This is a genomic window from Arenibacter latericius DSM 15913, from assembly GCF_000424985.1.
In the GTDB taxonomy this organism is placed as follows: domain Bacteria; phylum Bacteroidota; class Bacteroidia; order Flavobacteriales; family Flavobacteriaceae; genus Arenibacter; species Arenibacter latericius.
The window spans coordinates 95883-122025 of record NZ_AUKX01000006.1 but is presented as its reverse complement, the minus strand read 5'-3'; the positions used below and the strand labels follow the sequence as shown (position 1 = coordinate 122025).

15 protein-coding genes are annotated in these 26143 nt (G+C 38.3%); 9 read left to right on the top strand and 6 right to left on the bottom strand.

Annotation, left to right across the window (positions count from 1 at the left end):
- Positions 1-19 precede the first annotated feature (19 nt).
- The 3 genes from H344_RS0104315 to H344_RS0104305 all read left to right on the top strand — a co-directional run bounded on the left by H344_RS0104315 (position 20) and on the right by H344_RS0104305 (position 3056).
- A complete protein-coding gene (locus H344_RS0104315; protein ID WP_026809173.1) occupies positions 20-493 on the top strand; it encodes a TspO/MBR family protein in 474 nt (157 codons plus the stop codon).
- A gap of 316 nt (positions 494-809) precedes the next feature.
- Positions 810-2309 (top strand): glycerol kinase GlpK, encoded by a 1500-nt coding sequence (gene glpK / locus H344_RS0104310; protein ID WP_026809172.1) that lies wholly within the window; start codon positions 810-812, stop codon positions 2307-2309.
- A gap of 18 nt (positions 2310-2327) precedes the next feature.
- Positions 2328-3056, top strand: coding sequence for an MIP/aquaporin family protein (locus H344_RS0104305; protein WP_026809171.1), 729 nt, complete (start codon positions 2328-2330; stop codon positions 3054-3056).
- On the opposite strand, the gene H344_RS0104300 is transcribed toward H344_RS0104305, so the two are convergent.
- The 5 genes from H344_RS0104300 to H344_RS0104280 form a co-directional block, all read right to left on the bottom strand.
- Entirely contained in the window at positions 3053-4348 is a 1296-nt protein-coding gene (locus H344_RS0104300; protein WP_034256127.1) for a BaiN/RdsA family NAD(P)/FAD-dependent oxidoreductase, read from the bottom strand. The two genes, H344_RS0104305 and H344_RS0104300, sit on opposite strands and share 4 nt — an antisense overlap.
- Positions 4348-5100 (bottom strand): glycerophosphodiester phosphodiesterase, encoded by a 753-nt coding sequence (locus H344_RS0104295; RefSeq protein WP_026809169.1) that lies wholly within the window; start codon positions 5098-5100, stop codon positions 4348-4350. The genes H344_RS0104300 and H344_RS0104295 overlap by 1 nt, the downstream gene beginning before the upstream one ends.
- A 12-nt stretch (positions 5101-5112) precedes the next feature.
- Entirely contained in the window at positions 5113-6912 is a 1800-nt protein-coding gene (locus H344_RS0104290; RefSeq protein ID WP_026809168.1) for an alpha-amylase family protein, read from the bottom strand.
- Positions 6913-7028: 116 nt separating this feature from the next.
- Complete coding sequence (gene pgmB / locus H344_RS0104285; protein ID WP_026809167.1) at positions 7029-7691, bottom strand: beta-phosphoglucomutase; 663 nt, start codon at positions 7689-7691, stop codon at positions 7029-7031.
- 9 nt (positions 7692-7700) lie between these two features.
- The gene (locus tag H344_RS0104280; RefSeq protein ID WP_026809166.1) at positions 7701-8726 is read right to left on the bottom strand and encodes a LacI family DNA-binding transcriptional regulator; all 1026 of its coding nucleotides are present in this window, start codon (positions 8724-8726) and stop codon (positions 7701-7703) included.
- Between the two features lie 359 nt (positions 8727-9085).
- Between H344_RS0104280 and H344_RS0104275 the strand changes: the two genes are divergently transcribed.
- From H344_RS0104275 to H344_RS0104250, 6 genes are all read left to right on the top strand, one after another.
- A complete protein-coding gene (locus H344_RS0104275; protein WP_026809165.1) occupies positions 9086-12049 on the top strand; it encodes a SusC/RagA family TonB-linked outer membrane protein in 2964 nt (987 codons plus the stop codon).
- Between the two features lie 10 nt (positions 12050-12059).
- Positions 12060-13658 (top strand): RagB/SusD family nutrient uptake outer membrane protein, encoded by a 1599-nt coding sequence (locus H344_RS0104270; RefSeq protein ID WP_026809164.1) that lies wholly within the window; start codon positions 12060-12062, stop codon positions 13656-13658.
- Positions 13659-13725: 67 nt separating this feature from the next.
- Entirely contained in the window at positions 13726-17007 is a 3282-nt protein-coding gene (locus H344_RS0104265; protein WP_026809163.1) for a VCBS repeat-containing protein, read from the top strand.
- Positions 16994-17587: a hypothetical protein gene (locus H344_RS0104260; RefSeq protein ID WP_026809162.1), complete on the top strand. Its 594-nt coding sequence runs from the start codon at positions 16994-16996 to the stop codon at positions 17585-17587. Before H344_RS0104265 ends, H344_RS0104260 begins: the two co-directional genes overlap by 14 nt.
- Positions 17587-20886, top strand: coding sequence for an FG-GAP-like repeat-containing protein (locus tag H344_RS0104255; RefSeq protein WP_240484943.1), 3300 nt, complete (start codon positions 17587-17589; stop codon positions 20884-20886). The genes H344_RS0104260 and H344_RS0104255 overlap by 1 nt, the downstream gene beginning before the upstream one ends.
- A 9-nt stretch (positions 20887-20895) precedes the next feature.
- Positions 20896-24165 (top strand): VCBS repeat-containing protein, encoded by a 3270-nt coding sequence (locus H344_RS0104250; RefSeq protein WP_026809160.1) that lies wholly within the window; start codon positions 20896-20898, stop codon positions 24163-24165.
- A gap of 37 nt (positions 24166-24202) precedes the next feature.
- On the opposite strand, the gene H344_RS0104245 is transcribed toward H344_RS0104250, so the two are convergent.
- On the bottom strand, positions 24203-25855 hold the full coding sequence (locus tag H344_RS0104245) for a solute:sodium symporter family transporter (protein ID WP_026809159.1): 1653 nt from the start codon (positions 25853-25855) through the stop codon (positions 24203-24205).
- Between the last annotated feature and the right edge of the window lie 288 nt (positions 25856-26143).

The window sequence follows — 26143 nt, the reverse complement described above, 5'->3', positions numbered from 1 at the left end:
GGGGAATAACTGCCAGTTTTTGAAAAAGCAATATACCTATATCGCAATTTCCGTAGCAATTTGCCTTTTGGTCGGATTTCTATCTAGTTTTGCCACGCAAAGTTCGGTAAACGATTGGTATTTACAACTTAACAAACCTTGGTTTAATCCTCCTAGTTGGATTTTCGCACCTGTATGGACCCTTCTTTATATTTTAATGGGCATTGCCGTTGGTTTAGTATGGGCGAAAGGGTTTTATCATATCTGGGTAAAAACCGCCCTATATCATTTTGGGATACAACTTTTATTCAATGCCCTGTGGAGCATCGTATTTTTTGGATTTCAAAATATCTTTGGAGCCTTACTAATTATCCTTACTCTTTTGGTCTTATTAATTTTTACTATTAAGTGGTTTAAAATAGTAAATAAGACTTCCGCTTATCTCATGATACCCTACTTACTATGGGTTTGTTTTGCCGCTATTCTAAACTACAAAATTTGGGAATTAAATTAAGCCTTTCAGTTTTAAGTATTGAGTCCCTCCTATGGGCAGGCCCAAGAATTCCAATTTCAGCTAAAGCTAATCTATATCCTAACACTTCAATTGTTGAAAAATTAGCTCTCACCATTTTAATTAAATAAAAGGCCCACAGACCAAAAAACGATTAAGAGATCTAGCACCCCACCCATTTAAATCTAGAGAATAGCTGTTTCTCGGATAGCACGATAGTATTGATTGTTTCCCCTATTTTAAATTATAATGAAGACTTTTTAAGATTGAATACTTAATTTATTATCTTAAACCCTTTATAAAAAAAGAACACTTCAATATGGCAAATTACATTTTGGCATTAGACCAAGGGACTACAAGTTCTCGCGCAATTGTTTTTAACAAAAAGGGCGACATAGTTTCTGTTGCTCAAAAAGAATTCACCCAATATTTCCCAAAGCCCGGTTGGGTAGAGCATGATCCTATTGAGATATGGTCTTCACAAGCAGGCATGGCAGCCGAAGCAACTTCTAAAAAGGGCATCTACGGTACCGATATTGCTGCAATTGGCATCACTAACCAACGAGAGACTGTAGTAGTATGGGACAAAAATAGTGGTCAACCTATATACAATGCAATTGTATGGCAAGATAAGCGAACCTCAGGTTACTGTGACCAATTAAAGAAGGAAGGGAAATCACAAATGATCCGTGAAAAAACAGGATTAGTTATAGATTCCTATTTTTCTGGCACCAAGGTAAAATGGATATTGGATAATGTTGAAGGCGCAAGAGAAAAAGCTGAGGCCGGTGATTTATTATTGGGGACCATAGATTCTTGGTTAATTTGGAATATGACCAAAGGAGAATTACACATCACTGATGTCACTAACGCTTCTAGATCCTTACTATTTAATATAAATACCTTAGAGTGGGACCAAGAGCTACTAGACTTGTTCACCATTCCAAAGTCAATGCTTCCACAGGTAAAACAGTCTAGCGAAGTTTACGGCCTTACTAACCCTAATTTTTTCGCTTGTAAAATTCCTATTGCTGGAATTGCAGGGGATCAGCAGGCCGCTTTATTTGGACAAATGTGCACCAAACCGGGTATGGTAAAAAACACCTATGGCACGGGTTGCTTTATGTTGATGAACATAGGAGAAAAACCTATTGTTTCCGAAAATAACCTCCTAACCACCATTGCTTGGAAAATCAACGGAAAGACGCAATACGCTCTAGAAGGGAGTATTTTTATAGCTGGCGCCGTAGTACAATGGCTTAGGGACGGCTTAAAGATTATTAAGAAGTCATCTGACGTAGAGGTTCTAGCCGAATCTGTAGAGAGCACAGATGGGGTATATTTTGTTCCTGCATTTGCAGGATTGGGCGCTCCTCATTGGGATCAGCATGCTCAAGGCACCATTTTTGGCCTCACCCGGGGCAGTACTGATGCACATATAGCAAGAGCTGCTATAGAATCTATCGCTTTTCAAACCATGGATGTGCTAAAAGCAATGGAAGCCGACTCCAATATAGAAATAAAAGAATTACGTGTAGATGGTGGAGCTACTGTAAACAAAATGCTAATGCAGTTTCAGTCCGATGTACTAAATACAGCTACCGTACGCCCCAAAGTAGTAGAAACTACCGTTATGGGAGCCGCTTACCTTGCAGGACTAGCCGTGGGCTTTTGGGAAAGTTTAGAAGAAATTCAGGAAATATGGCAGACGGATGCCAATTTTGAGCCTAGTAAAGAGCGTGAAGAGATTGATAAAAACATTAAGGGCTGGTATAGAGCCGTAAAAGCTGTACAATTCTGGTCCGATCAAAATTCTTAAATAATAAACCAACCTTATATGAGTCCATTTATTGCCGAAGTTATTGGCACCTTCTTTCTTATTCTACTTGGTGGAGGTGTAGTTGCCAATGTTGTTCTTGAAAAAACGAAATCTAACGACCTTGGGTGGATGGTAATTACCACTGCTTGGGGACTAGCCGTATTTGTAGGGGTCGTAGTTGCTGCCCCCTATAGCGGTGCTCACCTAAACCCCGCAGTAAGTATTGGTTTGGCAGTAGCCGGAAAATTTAGCTGGGCCTTGGTACCCTCCTATACGTTAGCCCAATTTTTAGGAGCCATGTTGGGTGCATTTATCGTATGGTTAGTATATAAAGATCATTTTGATGCTACAGAAAATAAAGAACTAAAGAGGGCTGTCTTTTGTACAGCTCCTGCGATTAGAAATCCCATATCTAATTTTTTCAGTGAGGTAGTAGGCACATTTGCCCTAGTATTTGTAGTACTCTATTTTACCGATGCTACCATTGTAGAGACGGGCACAGCAATAGGACTAGGATCTTTAGGCGCACTGCCTGTTGCGTTTTTGGTATGGTCTATTGGCCTTTCCCTTGGTGGCACCACTGGGTATGCCATAAACCCAGCTAGAGACCTAGGCCCGCGAATTGTACACGCTCTTATTCCAATGAAAAACAAGGGAGGAAACGACTGGGGCTACTCGTATATTCCGGTAGTTGGCCCAATATTAGGAGCTATACTAGCAGGGCTTTTAATGTTAGCTTTAAACTAAGACTTGCTGTTTTTCACAATTCCTTGGGCTGCAATATAGGCTCCTGTCCAGGCATTTTGAAAGTTAAAGCCGCCAGTAATAGCGTCTACGTTGATAATTTCCCCAGCAAAATACAGGTTGGGGAGTAATTTACTTTCATAGGTTTTAAAATTTATTTCCTTGAGGTCAATTCCGCCTGCGGTAACAAATTCCTCCTTAAAAGTACTTTTGCCATTTACTTGAAATTGACATTCCGTTAATTCCTTAGCCAAGTCTTGCAATTGGGTTTTGGTAATGTCGGCCCATTTATGGGCTTCTGTTATTCCGGAAGCTTTAACCAAGCTACTCCACAGTCTTTTGGGAAGATCAAAACATTTGGTGCGGAGCACCGTTTTCTTGCCTTCTATCTCTTTTACCTGTTGTAGTTTATCCATTACTGCCCCTTCGTGATAACTAGGCAACCAATTTACTCGTATAGTAAATTTATAATCTAATTCATTTAAAAATAAGGCTCCCCAAGCAGATAGCCTCAAAATCCCAGGTCCACTCATCCCCCAATGGGTAATCAATAAAGGACCTTCTGTTTCCAAATCAGAAAGCTGTAAGCTGTATTTTTTTAGCGCTGCATGAAACTTCTCTAGATGACCCTTACTAGGAATAATATTTATCCTGGCTTGAGTACTTACTCCTGAGATTCCTGAAATTCTATCGTCTTTAATATTAAAAGTAAACAGAGAGGGAACAGGCGGAACAATGGTGTGTCCTAGTTTTTGTAGCATCCCCCATATTTTAGGATTACTTCCTGTACTTACCAAGAGGTTTCTTGTATTATAAGTTCCTCTTATGGTTTGGACATTCCAACTGATTAATTCTTTATTTTCATCCTCAAGAACCTTGGTAATACCTGATACGGAACTATTCCTAAAAACTTTAACTCCCAATCTATCGGTTTCATTTACTAGGCAATCTATAATAGTTTGGGAAGAATTGGTAGTGGGAAACATACGTCCGTCTGGCTCTATTTTTAATGCGATGCCTCTTTCTTCAAAGAATGCAACGGTATCTCCGCTACAATAAGAATGAAAGGGCCCCAACAATTCCTTTTCCCCTCGGGGATAAAATCTAACCAGCTCCCTAGGGTCAAACTCGGCATGAGTAACATTACATCGACCTCCACCAGAAATTTTTACTTTCCCCAAAACATCCTTACCCCTTTCAATAATGGCCACCTTTAATTTTGGATCTGCCTCTGCTATATGAATTGCAGCGTAAAATCCGGCTGCTCCTCCTCCCAATATAAGTACGTCGTACATTATTTTATGCGTTCGGGATAATTGGTAATAATACCATCTACTCCCATTTGTTTCATGGATTTTATATCCTCTTTTTCATTTATAGTGTAAGGATATACTTTAAAGCCTGCCTTTTGTATTTTATCTACATTCTCTAAGGTCAGGGTTTTATAATACGGGTTTATAGCTATGGCCTTTAAATCCTCGGCAATAGAAATTGCCTGTAAGGGATCTTTATCTGTTAATATAGCTATGCCTATCTGCGGATTTAATGCCCTCATTCGCTTTAATTCCTCCCATTTAAAACTAGAAATCAAGAACTTATCAAGTGGCCATCCCTTTTCCTTTACGTAGTAATTAATTATAAAGTTTACTCTATCTGCAGTGTTAGCTCCCTTCAACTCTATATTTAAATGGGCTTTTTTATCTATCAGATTAATGACCTCCTGCAAGGTGGGAATCTTATGGTTTCCCTCTAGTGTTAGTTCTTGTAGCTCATTATAATTGTAGCCTTCAATTTTTCCTGTCCCGTCTGTAAGTTTTTCCACATTACCATCATGAAACACCACTATTTCTCCACTTCTAATTTTAAAAACATCTATTTCAATCATATCTACCTCTAAATCCAATGCTTTTTGAATGGAGGCTAAAGTGTTTTCGGTTTCGTGGCCCATAGCTCCTCTATGTCCAATTACCAATGGTGTATTCATATTTTCACAACTTAAGATCAATAATACGACAAAGAAAAATCCGAATGTTTTTAATGACTTCATATATGTATGATTCTATTTTTCTAATCTTAAAATAAACGATTCCAATGGCTGTAAATCTATTCTAACTTCCCCAACACCATTATGAACATTCAAGGACTTTTCTATTGAACCTGACAACTGGTCTCGTAGTTGATAAACTCCATTTTGTAGTTCCCATTCCCTAATAACATCCTCGGGGAGTTTTAGCTCAAAACCAAAACCGTCATGGGCGTCAAAATTAGCGATAATAATTAGTTTTTCATTTTTAGACCATCGAACGTAGGACAACACCCGATAATTATAGTATTCAGTATGGTCCCGGTTATAAAAGTGGATTTCCCTATATTCCCCCATTAAAGCGCTACTATTTATAGTGAAATTCAATAGACTTTTATAAAATTCCCTAAGGTTTTTTTCTTGAGTAGATAATTGTCCGCCGTCAAACTTTTTATTGTTTACCCATCGTTGCAAGTGGGGCACTCCCACATAATCGAATATAGAGGTACGCCCAGGAGATCCAAATCCAGGGTTTTCTACGGCTGGCTCCCCTACTTCCTGACCAAAATAGATCATTGTTGGCGAGGTTCCAATAGTTGCAGATACTACCATCCCAGGCTTTGCTTTTTCGGCATTACCCAAAAACTCAGGGCTTGAAATCCGCACTTCATCATGGTTCTCCAAAAAATGAAGCATATGGTGTTCAATATCTAGCACACCTTTTTGCACCACTGGAATATGGTCTGTCCATCCATAACCTTGCATAATCGGAATTAAACCATCATAAAATTCCACTTTATCATAGAGATAATCCATCTTCCCCTTAAAAATATAATCCCTATTAAGATGGGGTTGGTAAACCTCGGCCATTAGAAAGGCCTCGGGGTTATTCATTTTTATCGTAGAATTTAGAAAGCTCCAAAATTCTACTGGCACCATTTCGGCCATATCATACCTAAATCCATCTACCCCCAATTCTAACCAATACAGTGCAATATCTCTGAACTTAATCCAAGAGTCGGGCACTTCTTTATCTTTCCAAAAGGCAAAGTGATCGGAATAATGCTTTTGATGATAGTCTTCCGGAAGAGAATCAAAATCCCTAGTACCATCGGGACGAATACCATAATTAATTTTTACAGTCTCATACCAATCATTAAAATCGGGTTGTGATAATCTGGATCCGTTACCGGTCCACTTTGCGGGATCTTCCACAAATTTTCCCTCACCCATATCATATTGTTCACCTCCTAACGGCAGGTATCCATTACGCCATTCTGGGAGTTTAAACACCTCATGTGGATTGTAATAAAAATTGTTGTGCTTATCGTAATCTACTTCTCTATTATCATTGGCACCAAAATCTACCACCCCCTTGGGGTTATTCCTTCCCTCATATTTTCGGGCCACATGATTGGGCACCAAATCTATTATTACCTTTAAACCTGCGGCGTGACTCCTTTTCACTAGAGCCTTAAATTCAGATTCCCTTTTACTAGGATCTTTCGCTAAATCTGGATTTACACTGTAATAATCCTTTACTGCATACGGCGATCCCGCTCTACCCTTTACAATATCGGGATCGTCATTGGAGATGCCGTAAGCCGTATAATCACCAATTAGAGCGTGATGAGGAATACCGGTATACCAAATATGGGTAACTCCTAAATCCTTAATCTCTTCTAGTGCTTTTTTGGTAAAATCGGCCAATTTACCCACCCCATTTTCTTCGATGGTTCCCCACGGCTTATTTGTAGTGTTGGTGTTTCCAAATAACCTAGTGAAAACTTGGTATACCACTAGCTTCCCTCCTTCATTTTTCTTGGTATTGGTCATATACTGTTTAGTTTTGGTGATGCATTTAGAGAAATACCCTTTTCATTTCTTAACAATAAATATCCTAGTGAGATTTTATTGAAATGGATAATCATTGGGATAGGTAAATCTAATATTTAATTCACTTTCCCAATAAGTCTATCTAGAAATGAAGCATCCATTTCTGTGAAATTATTAAAAACATAATCTGCCTCAGTAAGAACTTGGACATCTCCTATTCCGATGCTAACCATATTTGCATTATTTGCAGCTTCTATTCCCGCAATTGCATCTTCAAAAACAACACAATTATGGGCAAGAACTCCGAGTTGTTTTGCCGCTATTAAAAAAACTTCTGGATCTGGCTTGGCTTTGGTTACGTGATTTCCATCTACCACCGTATCAAAATAATCTGTCAGTTTAACCTTCTCCAATATGGGAATCGCATTTTTACTTGCAGATCCCAATGAGATAGGTATGTCTTTAGACTTTAGGTAAGACAACACCCTATTCACATCTGGTAAGATTTCTGATTCATCCATCTTTTCAATATAGGAAAGGTAATCTTCATTCTTTTCTACCAACCACCTATTAAACTGTTCAGTCGTTGCCGTTACTCCCCCAATGTCCAAAAGAATTTCTAAACATCTCTTGCGACTCACCCCTTTAAACATTTCATTTTGTTCCTTCGTGAATTCGAACCCCAATTCATTGGCCAATTTCCTCCAAGCCAAATAATGGTATTTGGCAGTATCTACAATTACGCCGTCCAGATCAAAAATGAATCCTGCTTTCCTCATTCCAACTTTCTATTTATTATTTCTAGTGGATCCCCGTTCTATTAGAGTAGGCTCTAACATTCTTGTAACATAAATTTCCTCCTCTACCTCTACTTCAATTTTTTCTATAAGCAATTGGGCTGCAATTTCTCCCATTTTTTCTCCATGCTGTGCTACTGCAGTAAGTCCGGGAGTAGCATATTTAGATAATATTCCGTCTGTAAAACCAATAAAGGAGATGTCTTCCGGAATTTGCAGACCTTTGGCTTGAACAAAACGCATACTAGCTATGGCAAAAATTTCATTTACGCTTAGCACTGCATCTACCTCAGTTTTATTAAAAAAGTCCTCAATGGCTTTTTCATCTATTTCCATAGTTGGAAACTTAAGGATTAAGCCCTCATCATACTCAAGATTATGATCTAATAACGCTTGTTTATAACCTGCTGCACGATCTCTACTTACACTATAATGCTCATCGGTTGTAATCAAGGCTATTTTTTTCCTGCCATCTTTAATAAACTTTGTAACTGCTTTGTATGCTCCTTCCCTATCGTTTATGACTACTTTATCACAGTTAATCTCATCTGCAACCCTATCAAACAATACCAAGGGTATACCCTGATCTGTAACTTCTTTTAAGTGATTATAATCGCCTTTCTGTTGCGTGCCTGCAGATAACGCCATAATAAATCCATCTATACTCCCGTTTGCCAATAACTCCATATTTATGACTTCCTTATCAAAAGATTCATCGGAAAGACATACAATTACATTATAGCCCTTAGCATTAGCATAGTTCTCTATCCCTCTAAAAACAGTAGTAAAAAAATGATGAACAATATCAGGAATAATAACTCCAATATTTTTAGTTCTTTTGTTCTTTAAACTAATGGCTATATTATTGGGCTTGTAGTTATGCAATTTGGCATAAGCCTGGATTCTTCCTTTTGTTTCAGCCCCAATTTCCTCACTGTTTTTCAACGCTTTGGATACGGTAGAAATAGAAACTCCTAATTCTCTCGCAATGTGTTTCAGTGTAATTTTTCTTTTCAAATTCCAGTTTTTTCCTTGTTATCGGTAATAGGATTGAAAGATAATACTAAAAAAGAAAATTAAGCCCTCTGCAACCTATTATTACCTTATAGCAAGAAGAAGGGTAGGCAAAAAAAATATCGTAAATTGCAAATACAACATATGCTTAAAAAAATTACATTTGCATAGAAAATAATAAATATCACTGTTTTTTATTGATTAATAATTAGGATTACATACTAAAAATGTGATATATTGACAACTATTAAGCAATTATAGTTTTATTTTACAAAGACGTTTTCGTTAACAGCGTTGGCGCCAAGCTAAAAATATTAACGGAATTTTAATATTTTAAATAACTCAACTAACACCAATTATTTATGAAAATCAGATTTCTTAGAAAGAGCTTTTTGCTTTTTGGAGTTTTTTTATGCTTCGGAATGGCAGTAGCACAAGAGGTATCAGGTACGGTATCTGATGCTTCTGGACCCTTACCTGGTGCCAGCGTTGTGGTAAAAGGTACTACAAATGGCGCACAAACAGATTTTGATGGATTATTTACCTTATCCAATGTAGAAAGTAACGCCATTTTGCTTATTAGCTATATTGGATATCAACCTTTAGAAGTATCTCTGGATGGTAGAACTAACATAGATATTGTTCTTACCGAAGATGCTCAAGCATTGGATGAAGTGGTAGTAACCGGATATGGATCTCAGACAAGAAAGGAAATTACCTCTGCTGTAACCGTAGTTAGTAATGAAGACTTTAACCAAGGAACGGTTAACGATGCTTCCCAATTATTACAGGGTAAAGTTGCCGGCTTAAGTATCTACAACAAAGGAGGTAATCCCAATAAAGATGCTGTAATTAGACTTCGAGGTATTTCTTCAGTAGGGGCTAACTCCTCACCACTTATTGTAATAGACGGTGTAGTTGGTGCCTCCTTAAACAACGTGGATCCAAATGATATTGAAAGCATCAACGTTTTAAAAGACGGTTCTGCCGCAGCTATCTACGGAACAAGAGGTTCTAGTGGGGTAATTCTAGTGACTACAAAAAAAGGAACACCTGGCGGTGTTAGTGTAGATTATAGTGGGTCACTTGCCTTATCTACTATAGCAAACCATGTAGATGTAATGACTGCAGATGAATTTGTAGCCTCTGGGGGTGTAGATTTGGGAAGTAGAAATGATTGGTTAGACCTAGTAACTATAGATGGAAGCACAAAAGTGAACAATGTTTCTATTTCTGGAGGGGACGGAAATACTCGCTATAGGTTTTCTGGAAACTTTAGAGATGCACAAGGTATATTGAGAGAATCTGGTTTTAAACAATTTAACACTAGAGGAAGTATATCTACCCTAACGTTTAACGACAAGTTAAAAATTGATTTCAATATTTCTTTTACCAATAGAAAAAGTGAATTTAGTTATGAGGAAGCATTGCGTTATGCCTTGCTGTATAACCCTACCGCTCCAGTATTTGGAAAGGATTCTCCATTTCAATTTGACTCCCCTACTTTTGGTGGGTATTTTGAAACATTAGGACTCTTCGATAGTTTTAACCCACTCTCCATCGTAAATCAGAACACCAATACAGGAGATAAAAATGAGTTTACCTATAGTGCTAACTTCAACTATGATATCCTAGATAATTGGGAAGTAAACGCTCTTATTTCACAACAGACCAATAAACTAACTAATCAGGACTATTATAGAACAACTTCCCATTTTAGAGGTAATGCTACTAGCCCTAACCGAAAAGGTAGAGCTAGACTTTATACGGAAAACAGGGATTTCAAATTATTTGAACTATACAGTACCTATAACCAGAGTATTGGACTGATAGATTTTTCGCTTACAGGAGGGTATTCGTGGCAACAGCAAAATCAGTACAATTACTTTCTGGAAATGGGCGATTTCCCAAATAACGATATAGAATACATCAATGCCCTGGAGTGGTCACAAGATTTAGCAAATGCGGGATTCATAAACGCTAGTAGTGATGCTTCTCCTGACGATCGTATTATTGCGTTCTTTGGAAGGATTAACGCAACTTATGACAACGCCATTTTTTTAAACGCTTCCCTAAGACGGGAAGGTTCTACCAAATTTGGTGAAAACAACAGATGGGCGAACTTTCCGGCTGTAGGACTTGGTGCAGACCTTAATCACTATTTGGAACTTAACAATGTAGATCTCTTAAAGGTAAGAGTAGGTTATGGTGTAACTGGTGCACTACCTGCTTCTAATGGGTTGTCTAGGGCTTTGTATACCCCTGCAGATGGTAAGCTAAGTAGCAACCAGAGTACAGACGCCAACCCAGACCTTAAATGGGAGGAGAAAGCAGAAACCAATTTTGGTGTAGAATTTAAAATGGACAGACTATCTAGTACCATAGATATTTATTCTAGGGATGTGAGTGATTTTATCCTTGAAAGAGATGTGGATGTTACCATTTACCCTACTGGAAGACGTGTAGAAAACGCAGGAAAACTGCGCTCTAGTGGATTTGAAATTGCATTAAATTATGATATCCTGCGAAATGAGAAGTTAAAATATAATGCTGGTATCATAGTTTCACGAAATAAAACCATACTTAAAGAATATCTTACCCCACAAGAGATGAGAGGTTCTCTAGGAGCCCCTGGTCAGAATGATACGGATATGATTCGTATTAAAGAAGGGGAAGAAATAGGTCAGATTTGGGGCCCGGTATTTAGCGGAGAAGTAGTGGATGGAAGTCAGCAATTTGTAGATATCAACAATGACGGACAATTACTTACCAACCAAAATAACGCCTTGGATCCTGACGGAGATTTTAAAGTACTAGGAAAAGGAACTCCCGATTTTGAGTTGGGTTGGACCAACCAACTACAATTTGGAAATTGGGATGTAAATGCTTTCTTCAGAGGGGCGTTTGGACATAGCCTTATAAACACTTACAGAGCATTTTACGAGCCTCGCGTAGGAAGTCAGGGTTCCTATAACTTTGTAAATACCGAATTGGCAAATCCAGAAATCACCAATGCAAAATTCAGCTCTCTATATGTGGAAAAAGCAGATTTCTTTAAACTAGACAACCTTTCCTTAGGCTACACCTTTAATCTTAAGGAAAACAACTATATTAAAGGAATACGCGTAACCGCTAGTGGGCAAAACTTATTTACCATAACCAACTATACAGGTTCTGACCCGGAACCAGCGTTACAGGATGCTGGTACCATTGATAACGGAGGTTTCCCAGGAACAAGCTATGACCCTCTTATTCCCGGTATTGATCGTAGAAACAACTATTTTTCCTCCCGAACCTATACATTGGGACTGAACATAAACTTTTAAAAGACTCACAATGAAAAATATCTATAAAGCATTATTCCTATGTGGCGGTCTCCTATTTTGGTCCTGTACGGACTTAGAAGAAGATTTAATCGGAGCAATTGACCGCCCTGTCAGTATAGACGAACCTAGCACTGCTTTTGATGGCGGTGGCAATGGCGGAAATGACGCCCTTAGTGTGGCCTACAGCAAATTAAGGGACGGTAGCGCATCTAGTGGTGGTTATTGGGCGATCCAATCTGTTTCTTCTGATGAAGTGGCCGTAACACAAAAAGGAGGAGATTGGTATGATGGAGGTATCTGGATAGATATGCACCGACATACCTTTGGCCCATCAAACGGACCAATCAATGACACTTGGACCTCTCAGTATGGAGCTATAGCAGCTTGTAACGATCTTTTGCAAACTAGCTTAGATGCCAATCAGAAAGCACAGATTAAAGTATTAAGAGCATTCTTTTACTACAGATTATTAGACACCTATGGTAGAGTAAAACTAGTTACCACCCCAGGGCAGGATGCTCCACAATCTAGCCGTGCACAAGTATTTGCCTTTGTAGAAAGCGAATTACTAAGTGCGCTTGGTGTTTCCTCTGTAAGTGCCTCCATGGACCTAACTAATAGCCCATTGACTACAGACGTAAATCCTTATCGAGTTAACCAGTATGCAGCATTAGGTATTTTAGCTAAATTATATTTAAATGCAGAAGTATATACTGGGACACCAAGATATACCGAAGCAGCTAATGCGGCCTCTTATGTAATAGACAATTCTGGCTATGTACTTTGCGGTGTTGGCTGTAGCGTTCCCAACCCTGGAAAAAGACCTGCGGTAGATTCCGATCCCGAAACCTTAGAAGGGTATGCAGCAGTCTTTGCTCCAAACAACCAAAACAACCCAGAAATTATCTGGTCTATTGCTTATGATGGTGTTACTGGTGGAGGAATGAATTTTGCACATATGACCTTGCATTATTCTAGTCAATTTACTTGGAATTTGGTGTCACAGCCATGGAACGGGTATTCTGCACTAGAAGATTTTTACAATTCTTATGACGATAATGATGCTAGAAAAAAAGCAAACTTTATTGTAGGTCCTCAGTTTGATTATAATGGATCGGCAATTTTAGATTATGCTGCCACCGATGGTCAGTTAGAATTAAACTATACACCAGATATTGATGAATTGGAACCTAATGCCTCCCGTAAAGGTGGTGCACGTCTAGGAAAGTTTAGTTTTAGACTCTTCGGTAGGGACGACCAAGATAATGATATGCCTATTGTTCGACTTGGTGACCTTTATTTAATCAGAGCGGAAGGAAGAGCAAGAGCAGCAAATAACTGGTCTTTGGCAGAAGCAGATGTAAATACTATTAGAGCTAGAGCAGGATTAGCCCCACTTGCTGGATTAAACGCCGATAACTTTTTGGAAGAACGTGGACGTGAAATGTTTATGGAAACTACTAGAAGGCAGGATTTAATACGCTTCGGGAAATTTAATGATCCATGGTGGGAAAAAACAAATAGTGACCCTCACAAAAAACTATTCCCAATCCCACAACCACAAATTGATGCCAGTAACGGTACTTTAACGCAGAATCCGGGATATTAATCCTAAAGCTGTTTATATTAAAAAGAGGGGTATCTTCGGGTAACCCTCTTTTAATTTTACCACTAGAATGAAATGTTACTTTTTAATTCCCCTCTACTTTATTTTCCTACTTTCCTGTACTCAGGAAAAGGAAGTTCCAAGTAATATAAATTCCCCCTTATTTGAGTTGCGGACTAATTCTGGAATAAATTTCCAAAACGAACTCACCTATACAGAAGATTTTAACCCATATACTTATCGCAATTTTTACAATGGGGGTGGCGTAGCTATTGGCGATATAAATAACGATGGCCTACCAGACATCTACTTCACTGGAAATATGGTAGACAACAAACTCTATCTAAATAAGGGCAATTGGGAGTTTGCGGATATTACAGATTTGGCCGGGGTAGCCTGTAAAGACGTATGGTCTACAGGAGCAACCTTTGTAGACATTAATAATGATGGTCTACTAGATCTGTATGTCTGTAAATCAGGAAAGCCTGGGGGAGCCAATAGGCATAATGAACTTTTTATCAATAATGGAGACCTCACCTTTACCGAAATGTCCGCAGAATATGGGCTAGACATAGAAGGGCTTTCCGTACATGCCGCTTTTTTTGATTTTGATAAAGACGGTGATTTAGATTGTTATATTTTAAATAATTCCATAAAATCGGTGGGAGCCTTCGATTTAATCAAAGATCAACGCAATATACCCAGCGCTACTGGAAATAAACTTTTAAGAAACGATAACGGTAAATTTGTAGACATCTCTTCAGAAGCAGGAATATATACAAGTGGTATTGGATTTGGCTTGGGAATTACGCTGAGCGACTTTAACGGGGATTCTTGGCCGGACCTATTTATTTCCAATGATTTTTTTGAACGCGATTATCTTTACCTCAACAACCAAAAAGGAGGATTTGATGAAGTAGCAGAAGAATATATCTCCTCTTTTTCCATGGGATCTATGGGCGCAGATGCTGGCGACCTTAACAATGACCTAATGCCCGATATAATGGTTACAGAAATGCTTCCTTCTACCATAGAAAGACAACGTACCAAAGCTATTTACGATTCTTGGGACAAATACAGCTTAATGGTAAAACAAGGTTATGCTAATCAATTCCCAAGAAATGTACTGCAAAGGAATATGGGTGAAGACGGATTTTATGAGATTGGAAGATACGCTGGGGTATCTGCAACAGATTGGAGTTGGGCTTCCTTAATATTCGATATGGATAATGACGGACTACGCGATATTTTTATTGGCAATGGCATTTACAAGGATTTATTGGACAGAGACTATCTTACCTATATGGCTAATGAGGAGAAGGTAAAGAACATGATGAAGACCGAAGAGGAGGTAATCATGAAGCTGATTGACCTAATGCCGTCACAAGCGGTACCTAATGCGGCATTTATTAACAAGGGCGATTTTAGGTTCATTAATAATACGGATAGCTTAGGACTAGGAACCCCTAGTTTCAGCAATGGAAGTGCCTATGCAGACTTAGATAACGACGGAGATTTGGACTTAGTAGTCAACAATGTAAATATGCCTGCGTTTATCTATGAAAACAAAACGGATACCACTACCCATAAAAGTGTGTACATCAACTTTAAATCCAACACAAAAAACACCAAGGCCATAGGAGCCAAAGCCATTATATATTACGGAGATGACAAAAGAGATATGGCAGAGAACTTTCCATCAAGGGGGTTTCAGAGTTCCGTAAATCATGGCGTTCACTTTGGGATGGGATCACATGATATTATAGACAGTCTAAAAATAATTTGGCCTAATGGAGCTACCTCAAAAGAGGTTAATCTAGACTCCAACAAAACCTATACATTTTTGGAGCCCGATTTAGGTAACCTGGGCGTAGCTGTTAAAAAATTCCAAAACTCTAACTCTCTACATCCTATTCAGCCCCTCTTCAATTTCACCCACAAGGAAAATAACTATGTAGATTTTAATAGGGAAAGACTTTTACCACAAATGTTTAATAATGAAGGTCCCGCTATGGCGACGGCTGACATTAATGGGGATGGTGTTATAGATGTGTATATAGGAGGTGCTAAAAATCAACCTGGAAGTCTTTTTCTCTCCATTCCAAACTCTTCTGGCTATACAGAAATTAAAGAACCCTTTTTGCCTCATAAAAGCTCGGAGGATACCTATGCCCTATTTTTTGACAGTGATAATGATGGGGATTTAGATCTATATGTTAGTAGCGGTGGAAAGGCATTCTCTACCTACGATTGGGCTTTAAACGATCGCTTATATATAAATGATGGAAATGGTAATTTTACTATCTCACCTACTCCACTACCCTTTACACTCCCCTTAAGCACCTCCACAGTACAGGCTGTGGATATTGATAATGATGGGGATTTGGATCTCTTTATCGGTGGAAGATTTAATCCACAAACCTATGGAAGTCCTGTAACGAGTTACATCTTAGAAAACTTGGGCCAAAATAAATATGCTTTATACAACGCTCCAGAACTAGAAAATATAGGAATGGTTACCGATGCCGCCTGGGTAGATATTAACCAAGACGGATGGCAAGACCTAATAGTAGTGGGAGAATGGATGCCCATAAAAATCTTTATTAATGAAGAGGGTAAATTCATTGATCAGACTGCATCCTACGGCCTCTCTAACACCACAGGCATGTGGTCTACCTTAAAAATTGCCGATATAAACGGAAACGGAAAAAAGGATATTTTGGCAGGTAATATTGGCCAAAATTCTTTTTACAAACCCGGCACCAGATTATATTTAAATGATTTTGATCGTAATGGTTTTGCCGAACAGATCATTTGCCATAAATTAAACGACAACTACTATCCAATTGTAGATAGGGATGAACTTATTGCACAATTGCCGGAGTTGAAAAACAAATTACTTTTCTATAAGGATTATGCTAAAGCTACCATGACCGATATTTTTGAGAAAGAGCATTTAGATAAGGCCTATAAGCTTGACCTTCAAGTTACGGCTTCTAGCTTATTTTTAAATAACGGAGATCATTTTATCCAAAAGGAATTGCCGCCAGAAATACAATACTCAAATGTTAGTGCCATAGCGGTTATGGATATTAATAAAGATGGTGTAATGGATATACTTTTGGGAGGGAATCAATATCTAGTAAAACCTCAATTTGGTAGATTAGATGCATCTAAGGGTTGGATGGTAATTGGGCAAAGTAAAGAAGAAAATGATTTTGGTTTCGGAGATGTAAAACCCCTAGGAATACCAGGACAAATACGAGGATTTCAATTAATCCCATATAAGGAAAAACAACTATTACTGACAGCAATAAACAATAATGACCTACTTTTCCATGAAGTACCCTAGATTAATAATAGTATTTATCATCTCATCATTAACATTAGGTCTTGTTGGATGTGAATCCAAATATTCTCAAATGTTAAACGAGGAGGCAAAAAAGAACATACTGAAGGATAGCCTTATCTTTGGAATGACCTTGGGAGATAAGAAAGCCGACTTTTTTAAGCGTTGTTGGCAGCTAAACCAGAAAGGGACAGTAACCCACGGTCCCAATAATAATTCGGTAAAGTACCAACTTCCAATGACAGCAGAACAGGAATCCACATCTGCCATAACATTATTGTTCTATGGTGCTTTTGATGAACAAAACACCATGATAGGAATGGATATGTCGTTTTCATACACCGCATGGTCTCCTTGGAACTCCCAACTATCGGCCCAAAAACTATTGCCTATTGTGCAGGATACCTTAATAAAATGGTTCCCTGGGAATGATTTTATAGCAGTGAAGTCAGATCAAACAGAAAAGTCAGCTTTCGTTAAGATCGATGGGAATCGGCAAATAATGACTTATGCTAAAGATGATAAGGATGTTGTGGTAAAAATTGAGGATCTTAGGCTGAAATACCCAAAAAAATATAATTAATGATGATTATGCGAATGAAGGTCTATATATACTTATTATGTGTGGGAATGTTTATATTGTCCTGTTCCAGAACAAATAGCCCCAGTACCGATACAACCCCCCTCTTTCAATTAATGGATAGCACCCATACAGGAATCAACTTTGAAAATGACCTTAGTTACGACCAAGAGTTTAATGTATATAGGTACCGTAATTTCTATAATGGAGGCGGAGTAGCTATTGGCGATATTAATAATGATGGATTATTGGACATTTATTTTACCGCCAATCTTACCGGAAACAAACTTTATTTAAATAAGGGGAATTTTCAGTTCGAAGATATTACTGAAATAGCAGGGGTAGCCGGACAAAAAGCGTGGTCCACTGGAGTTACCATGGTAGATATTAATGGGGATGGTCATTTGGATATTTACGTATGTAATTCTGGCGATATTGCAGGAGATAATAAGCAAAACGAACTCTTTATAAATAATGGTGATCTTACCTTTACCGAAGCGGCAGCAGAATATGGTTTAGACGACCAAGGATTTTCCACTCACGCTTCTTTTTTTGATTACGATAAGGACGGGGATCTAGATGTGTACTTACTTAATAACTCCTATAGATCTATAGGGAGTTTTAATCTACAACGGAACGAAAGATATGAACGCGACGTGCTAGGCGGAGATAAACTCCTAAGAAACGATGGAGGTACTTTTGTAGATGTTACCGAAGAAGCAGGAATTTACGGTAGTATAATTGGTTTTGGCTTAGGAGTTACCGTTGGAGATGTAAATAACGATGGCTGGGAAGACATTTTTGTTTCCAACGATTTCTTTGAACGGGACTATTTATATATCAACCAACAAGACGGCACCTTTAAGGAGGTCCTTACAGAACAGATTAAATCTATTAGTGGTGCCTCCATGGGAGCAGATATGGCGGATATTAATAACGATGGGTTAAACGATATATTTGTCACCGAGATGCTGCCCTCAGAATACTCGCGGTTAAAGACGGTTACCACCTTTGAGGATTGGAACAAATATCAACTGAATTTAAGGAACGATTATTATCATCAGTTCACCCGCAATATGCTACAACTGAATAATGGTAATGACACCTTCAGTGAGATTGGTAGATTAAGCGGCGTAGAAGCCTCTGATTGGAGCTGGGGTGCCTTACTTTTTGATATGGACAATGATGGCCAGAAAGACCTTTTTGTTGCCAACGGAATATACAAAGACCTCACTAACCAAGATTATTTACAGTACGTTTCCAGTGAGGCAGTAATACAATCCATCGTGGCCAATAATAAAGTAGATTATAATAAATTGATAGACATCATTCCTTCCAATATGGTAGAGAATCACGCTTTTAAAAACTTGGGTAATCTTAAATTCACTAGAGAATGGAACTCCGGCCTAAACACCTTAAGTTTTTCTAACGGAGCCGCCTATGGGGATTTGGATAATGACGGGGACTTAGATTTAGTGGTAAACAACGTAAATATGCCCTCGTTTATTTATAGAAACAATGCTGATTCGCAGACGAACCATAATTATTTAAAAGTTATCCTCAAAGGCGAAAATAAAAATGCGCACGCCATAGGAGCCAAATTAAAACTCACTTCAAAATCGGGGAATCAATATTTGGAGCAACAACCCATACGAGGGTTCCAATCTAGTGTAGATCTAAGGCCTAACTTTGGACTAAAGGATAGCCTCCCTGTAGCTTTACAGGTTACCTGGCCTTCAGGAAAAGTTACAGAATTAAAGGAAATTCCGGTCAACCAAACTATAACATTACACGAGAAAGACGGGCACCCTCCTGTTTTAGAATCTATTCCAACACCAAGGCCTATATTTGTACGTTCCGATTTAAAAATAGAATACAAACATAAAGAGAACCGATTTGTGGACTTTGATCGGGACCGACTAATACCCCACATGCTAAGCACCCAGGGTCCAAAAATGGCTATTGCCGATGTTAATAATGATGGAGTGGACGATATTTATATTGGCGGATCAAAAGGCAGCCCAGGAACCTTATTGCTTGGAAAGGGTGATAAATTTGTTGCCGCAGAAGGCACCGATTTTATAAATGATACCGAATACGAAGATGCTGGAATGCTCTTTTTTGATGCAGATAATGATGGGGACCTAGACCTATATATCTGTAGCGGTGGAGTAGAATTTTCTCAATTTTCCAGTTATTTAAAAGACCGACTCTATATTAATGATGGAAAGGGGAATTTTACCCTCTCTGATCAACATTTACCCACGGTAACAGGAACCCATAGTACCTCCATAGTCATCGCCGCAGATTTAGACATGGATGGGGATCTAGATTTATTAGTAGGTGAAAGGTCGGTCCCCGGACAGTACGGCCTACCTGGGTCGGGATTTATTTTGAGAAACAATGGCAAAGGAATCTTTGAGGACGTTACTAAAGAAGTGGCTCCTGAACTTATTGATATAGGAATGATCACCGATGCCAAATTTGAAGATTTAAATGGAGATGGAACTCTGGAGCTTATTGTTATTGGAGAGTTTATGGGAATAGAAATATTCCTCAATAAAGAAGGGAAATTAGTTCGTAAAAAAGATAACCCGCTGTCCCAATTAAAAGGATGGTGGAATGTAATACATGCCGTAGATTTAGATAATGATGGGGACCTAGACTTAATAGTTGGCAATCATGGATTAAATTCTAGGTTTAGAGCTAGTGCAGAAAAACCTATAAATTTATTTGTTAAAGATTTTGACCAAAACGGATTTAGCGACCCAGTTATGACCTTTACCGCTAAAAATGGAAAACACTACCCTTACAATTTGAGACACAATTTAATTGAGCAATTAAAGGACCTTAAAAAGAAATTCCCTAACTACGAATCCTTTAAAGATGCTAGTATTACCGAAATATTCACAGAGGAGGAATTACAAGGCGCCTTAAAGTTAGAGGCCAATACCTTATCCTCCATTGTTTTAATAAATGAAGGCAATTTCAATTTCAAAGTGGTAGAGCTTCCCATAGAGGCGCAGTTCTCTCCTATCTATGCCATACATGCACACGACTATGACCAGGATGGAGATGTAGATATTGTAATGGGTGGAAATTTATACGGCGTAAAGCCAGAGCTGGGAAGATACGATGCTTCCTATGGGATATATTTGGAAAATTTGGGCGATCACCAATTTAAATACCACAGAGATGGTCGCGGCCTCTTCTTGGATGGGGAAATTAGAGATATGGAAGTAATGGAACGATATTTAATCGTGACTAAAAACAACGATTCAATTGATGTGTTTAAATTTTAGGATTAAATCATGATAAAAAATCTTCTTTCTATATTGGCTTTCACCTTACTTTTCCTTGGTTGTAAAAAAAGTGAGGATTCCATAACTAAAGCCCCCATATATTTTGAGCCAGTTCCCGAGAGCATCAGTGGCTTGGATTTTATCAATCAGTTGAATTTAAAAGACAGCTTAAACATTTTAGAGTATCTCTATTATTACAATGGTGGCGGTGTGGCCATAGGGGATATTAACAACGATGGTTTAGATGATCTATATTTTACTGCCAATCAGGCACCGGACAGACTCTACTTAAACCTCGGTGATCTTAAATTTAAAGATATTACCCAATCTGCAAACATAAAAATGGATTCCACCTGGTCTACTGGGGCTACAATGGCTGATGTAAATAATGATGGCTTCCTAGACATCTATGTATCTAAAGTGGGGAATTATAAGGATCTAAAGGCACATAATTTACTGTACCTCAACAATGGAGATAACACCTTTACTGAAGTATCTGAAAGTGTAGGACTAAATTTCTCGGGATTCTCTACCCAAGTAGCTTTCTTTGATTACGATAGGGATGGGGATTTAGACATGTATCTTATGAATCACTCCATTCACAGCAATAGAAGCTATGGTAAGGTTAATAAAAGAATGGAAGTAGATTCCTTGGCAGGAGATCGATTATTTGAAAACAAACTAGAAACAGGAACGCTATCCTTTGTAGATGTAACGGAAAGTGCAGGAATTTATAGTAGTCCTTTGGGATACGGACTTGCATTAATCGCAACTGATATAAACCAAGATGGTTGGATAGATATTTATGTAGGAAACGATTTCCATGAAAACGACTATATATACCTCAACCAAGGCGACAAAACCTTTAAGGAGGTTGGAGAAGAGTTATTAGATCACACTAGTAGATTTACCATGGGAGTAGATGTGGGGGATATGTACAACAATGGTAGACAGGATATCTTTTCCTTAGATATGATGCCTAACCAACACAATATCTTTTTGAAATCTGGTGGCGAAGATTCGGACAAGGTGAGTAAAATAAAAGAAAATTTTGGTTTTGGGACCCAGTATGCTCGTAACCATTTTCAACTTAACCAAGATAACAACTCCTTTTCTGACATTGCTTTGATGACCGAAACTCATGCTACGGATTGGAGCTGGTCTGTTCTGTTGGAAGATTTTGATAATGACGGACTTAAGGATATCTTTATTACAAATGGCATCTATAAACGCCCCAATGACTTAGACTATATAAATTATCTAAGCAGTACTAATTTTAGTCAATACAATCAAAACCAATCCTTAGAAGCGGAGCAAAAACTAATAGAGACCATGCCTTCCTTAAAGATTCCTAATGTTATCTTCCATAACAAAGGGAATTTTGAGTTTGACAGATATGCCGAGGAAGCCGGATTCGCCCCCTCATACTCTAACGGCTCTGCCACAGCAGATTTAGATAATGATGGAGATATGGATTTAGTAGTGAACAATCTTAATGAAAAATCCTTTATCCTGGAAAATAAAACCGTTAGCGGCCCTGAAAATAATTGGATTGGGGTACAATTAATTGGCAACAAAGAATACCCAGTAACTATCGGATCCAAGGTAACGGTACATTCCAAAGAGCAACTCTTCTTTAAGGAACTGATTACCACTAGGGGGTTTCAATCTTCCTCCTCACATAAGCTCCATTTTGGATTGGGTATCGCCGCTACAATAGATTCAATTTCCATTATTTGGCCCGATGGGTTGCGCCAAATAGTGACAGAACCAACATCGGGTCAATATCATATAATTAAACGGGATAGTTCCGCATCGCTACCCCTAAAAGAGCAAGAAAAAAAGTCGGAGTTTGTAGTTGAAGAATTTCCTTATATCCATTTTGAGAATGTTTATTATGATTATGAACTGGAACCTTTAATGCCAGAAAAGTTATCAGAGGAAGGCCCTGCGGTAGTGGTGGCCGATTTTAATTCTGATGGCCTAGATGATATATTCATTGGAGGAGCAAAATATCAGTCCGCCACTTTATTCCTTCAACAACCTGATGGCACTTATACCACCTCTTTTAGAGCTACTTTTGAGAGCGATAAAACTTTTGAAGATGTAGATGCCGTAGCATTTGACCTAGATAATGATGGCGATTTGGATCTATATGTAATGAGCGGAGGTAACGACGTTCCGGAAGGAGACACCTACCTTGAAGACCGCGTGTACATTAACGATGGTAAAGGGAATTTTGAACGACTAAAAGCAGCTTTGCCAAGGACAAATGGAGGGAGTATTGCAGCAGGAGATTTTAACCAAGATGGATACATGGATCTTTTTATTGGTTCTAGATCTATACCCGGAGGTTATGGACTTTCACCAATAAGCCTAATCCTTAAAAATACTGGGAAAAACAATTTTGAAATAGTAGACAGTGGTGCCTACGGAATGAATACCGACAGCCAATGGGCAGATCTGAATAACGATGGGCATTTAGATTTAATTATGGTTGGGGATTGGATGCCTATTACTGTGCTAATTAACAACGGAGATTCTAGTTTTACTAATCGCACAGAAGAGCTAGGACTGCAGAACACCACAGGAATGTGGAATTCTATCCTACTTGCCGATTTAGACGGGAACGGCTATCTAGATATCATTGCAGGGAATGCAGGGCTTAACTTTAAATGGAAAGCTTCCGAAGACCATCCAGTAAAACTCTATATAGATGATTATGACGGTAACGAACAATCGGACCCCATTATTTTCTATGATTACTTTGGCAATCCTGTTCCCTTTGCCTCCAAGGATCAACTTATGCGGCAATTACCCATGCTTCAAAAAAAATTCTTAAGCTATTCCGATTTTTCTAAAATCAAAAATATTGAGGATCTAACTGGAAAAAAGGAATCAGACATCCTAGAGATTAAGCATATTAAGGAACTTAGGTCTATGGTATATATGAACTCAGGAAATGGATTTACAGGATCCCCACTCCCTAAAGAGGCGCAAATGAGTACAATTGAAGGGTTTCATTTAGATGAGGATTTGTCTTCCCCCGCACTATTCTTTGTGGGCAACTATTTGGGTTATGTTAACGAGCTAGGGAACAGTCTTGCTAACTCTGGAGGCGTGCTCACCAATTTTAATAACGAGACATACACTACCTATAAAAACCTGAACCTCCCTAAAGGATTAAGCGTTCGTAGAATAGAGAAAATAGCCAACAATAAATATTTAGTGATTTCTAATAATGGCAAAGCCTATACCTTAGAGTGGTATTTACCCTAACAAGGGGAGGTTAGCCAAAATGTGCACATAGAAACTTTTATTTTGCAAAATAGATATAGATTCCAATAACAATTGCGCAGATAGCTAACCCTACCTGATAAACATATTTATAAGGCTCAATAGAAACTTGGTTGGTATACTCCAATTTAAAGGCCTCTTTTCTAGGGTATAGTTTTCCGATAATCAACATTATTCCAGCATTTAATAGGAATAAGATTGCCATAATATGTAAATAATGGGGATACGCATCGGCCTCTATCAATTTTAGCGCCGCGGCATCTGTAATACCTGCTTCTTCCGCCGCTACCAAAGCTTTATCTACAAAATGGTCTTTAAGGAAAAATTGACTGATAATATAAAGGATAGAACCTGAAAAAATTCCAATTTTAGCTGCAATTGCAGGTACTCTTTTCGTTAAATATCCCACTACTATAATAGTGAATATAGGTATACTGTAGATACCGTTTATTTCTTGCAAGTAATTGAATAAACTTCCTGCATTTGCAATCATCGGTGCAATAAACATAGCTGCTAGTGCTAAACAAATTCCAAATACCTTTCCGTATTTAACAATAGTCCGCTCTTGAGCCTCTGGATTAATGTGCTGTTTGTAGATATCTATTCCGAAAAGCGTTACAGAACTATTAAGCACACTATTAAACGAACTTAAAATTGCTCCAAAAAGTACAGCGGCAAAAAAACCAACCATTGGTTTTGGAAGTACGGCCCTAACCAATTCTGGGTAGGCAAGATCACTAGAAGCAAGGCTACCATCAAAATAATGGTAAGCAATCATTCCAGGAAGCACTAAAATTAAAGGTCCTAATATTTTTAGAAAAGAAGCTAATAACAATCCTTTCTGTCCTTCTGCCAAGTTCTTGGCTGCCAAGGCACGTTGAATAATCTGTTGATTGGTTCCCCAATAGAAGAGCTGCACCAACATCATTCCAGTAAAAATGGTAGAGAAAGGCACTTCTTGTCCGGGTTCACCCGTAGAATCGAACCGATCTGCATTAGTGGTCATCAAATTTTCTAACCCTGCAAATACATTACCGTCCCCGATTGCCATCAAACCAAAAATAGGAATCAAAAGTCCCCCAGTTAAAAGTCCAATTGCATTAATACTATCGGAAACCGCAACGGCTTTTAATCCTCCAAAAACTGCATAAATAGATCCAATAACCCCAATCCCCCAAATACAGATTATTAAAGCAGTTCTGTCTGAAACTCCTAAAAGTCCCGGCAAATCAAACATCCCACTAATAGCGACAGAACCTGAATAAAGAATCACAGGCAACAATACCACCACATAACCTGTTAGAAACAAGCCCGAAGTAATTGTCTTAGTGGTTACATCAAAACGTTTTGCCAAAAACTGTGGAATGGTCGTTAGTCCGCCTTTTAAATACCTAGGTAATAAAAATATTGCAGTAACCACCATAGCAATAGCTGCCAAAGTCTCCCAAGCCATAACCGATAATCCGTCGGTATAGGCACTTCCATTAAGCCCAACAATTTGTTCTGTAGAAAGGTTGGTTAATAGCAAGGAACCTGCAATCACCCCAGCAGTAAGGCTTCTACCTCCTAAAAAATAACCATCAGAGGAAGTTTCATCTGTTTTTCTTGTTGCCAAATAAGCTATTATGGCTACCAGTAATGTAAAGCCTACAAAAGAAATTATTCCTAACATGGTAAATAAGAGTTAATTGGATTGATAGGGCTAAATATATTGGATTATTTAGAAATAATAAGGGGCTTTCCAGATTTTATCTCCATTTAATTTAAAATAATAGCTATCATCATTAACCTGTTTGAACTAGATAAGCAAGTATAATAGAAAGAATTGCTGATGCATAAAAGAGAGAACACAAGTATATATAATTCATTAGTTGTACTTGATAAATCTACCTCCAAAATCTACAGTGGTCATTATTTATAAAAATGATGTATTTTTGATAGGCTAGGTTGGGTAGATTTT

Bases quoted from the DNA above. Each gene is read 5' to 3' on its own strand.
- H344_RS0104270 (WP_026809164.1), top strand. From the start codon at position 12,060: ATGAAAAATATCTATAAAGCATTATTCCTATGTGGCGGTCTCCTATTT.
- H344_RS0104265 (WP_026809163.1), top strand. From the start codon at position 13,726: ATGAAATGTTACTTTTTAATTCCCCTCTACTTTATTTTCCTACTTTCC.
- pgmB (WP_026809167.1), bottom strand. From the start codon at position 7,691: ATGAGGAAAGCAGGATTCATTTTTGATCTGGACGGCGTAATTGTAGAT.
- H344_RS0104275 (WP_026809165.1), top strand. From the start codon at position 9,086: ATGAAAATCAGATTTCTTAGAAAGAGCTTTTTGCTTTTTGGAGTTTTT.
- H344_RS0104255 (WP_240484943.1), top strand. From the start codon at position 17,587: ATGATGATTATGCGAATGAAGGTCTATATATACTTATTATGTGTGGGA.
- H344_RS0104290 (WP_026809168.1), bottom strand. From the start codon at position 6,912: ATGACCAATACCAAGAAAAATGAAGGAGGGAAGCTAGTGGTATACCAA.
- H344_RS0104245 (WP_026809159.1), bottom strand. From the start codon at position 25,855: ATGTTAGGAATAATTTCTTTTGTAGGCTTTACATTACTGGTAGCCATA.
- glpK (WP_026809172.1), top strand. From the start codon at position 810: ATGGCAAATTACATTTTGGCATTAGACCAAGGGACTACAAGTTCTCGC.
- H344_RS0104300 (WP_034256127.1), bottom strand. From the start codon at position 4,348: ATGTACGACGTACTTATATTGGGAGGAGGAGCAGCCGGATTTTACGCT.
- H344_RS0104305 (WP_026809171.1), top strand. From the start codon at position 2,328: ATGAGTCCATTTATTGCCGAAGTTATTGGCACCTTCTTTCTTATTCTA.
- H344_RS0104260 (WP_026809162.1), top strand. From the start codon at position 16,994: ATGAAGTACCCTAGATTAATAATAGTATTTATCATCTCATCATTAACA.
- H344_RS0104250 (WP_026809160.1), top strand. From the start codon at position 20,896: ATGATAAAAAATCTTCTTTCTATATTGGCTTTCACCTTACTTTTCCTT.
- H344_RS0104295 (WP_026809169.1), bottom strand. From the start codon at position 5,100: ATGAAGTCATTAAAAACATTCGGATTTTTCTTTGTCGTATTATTGATC.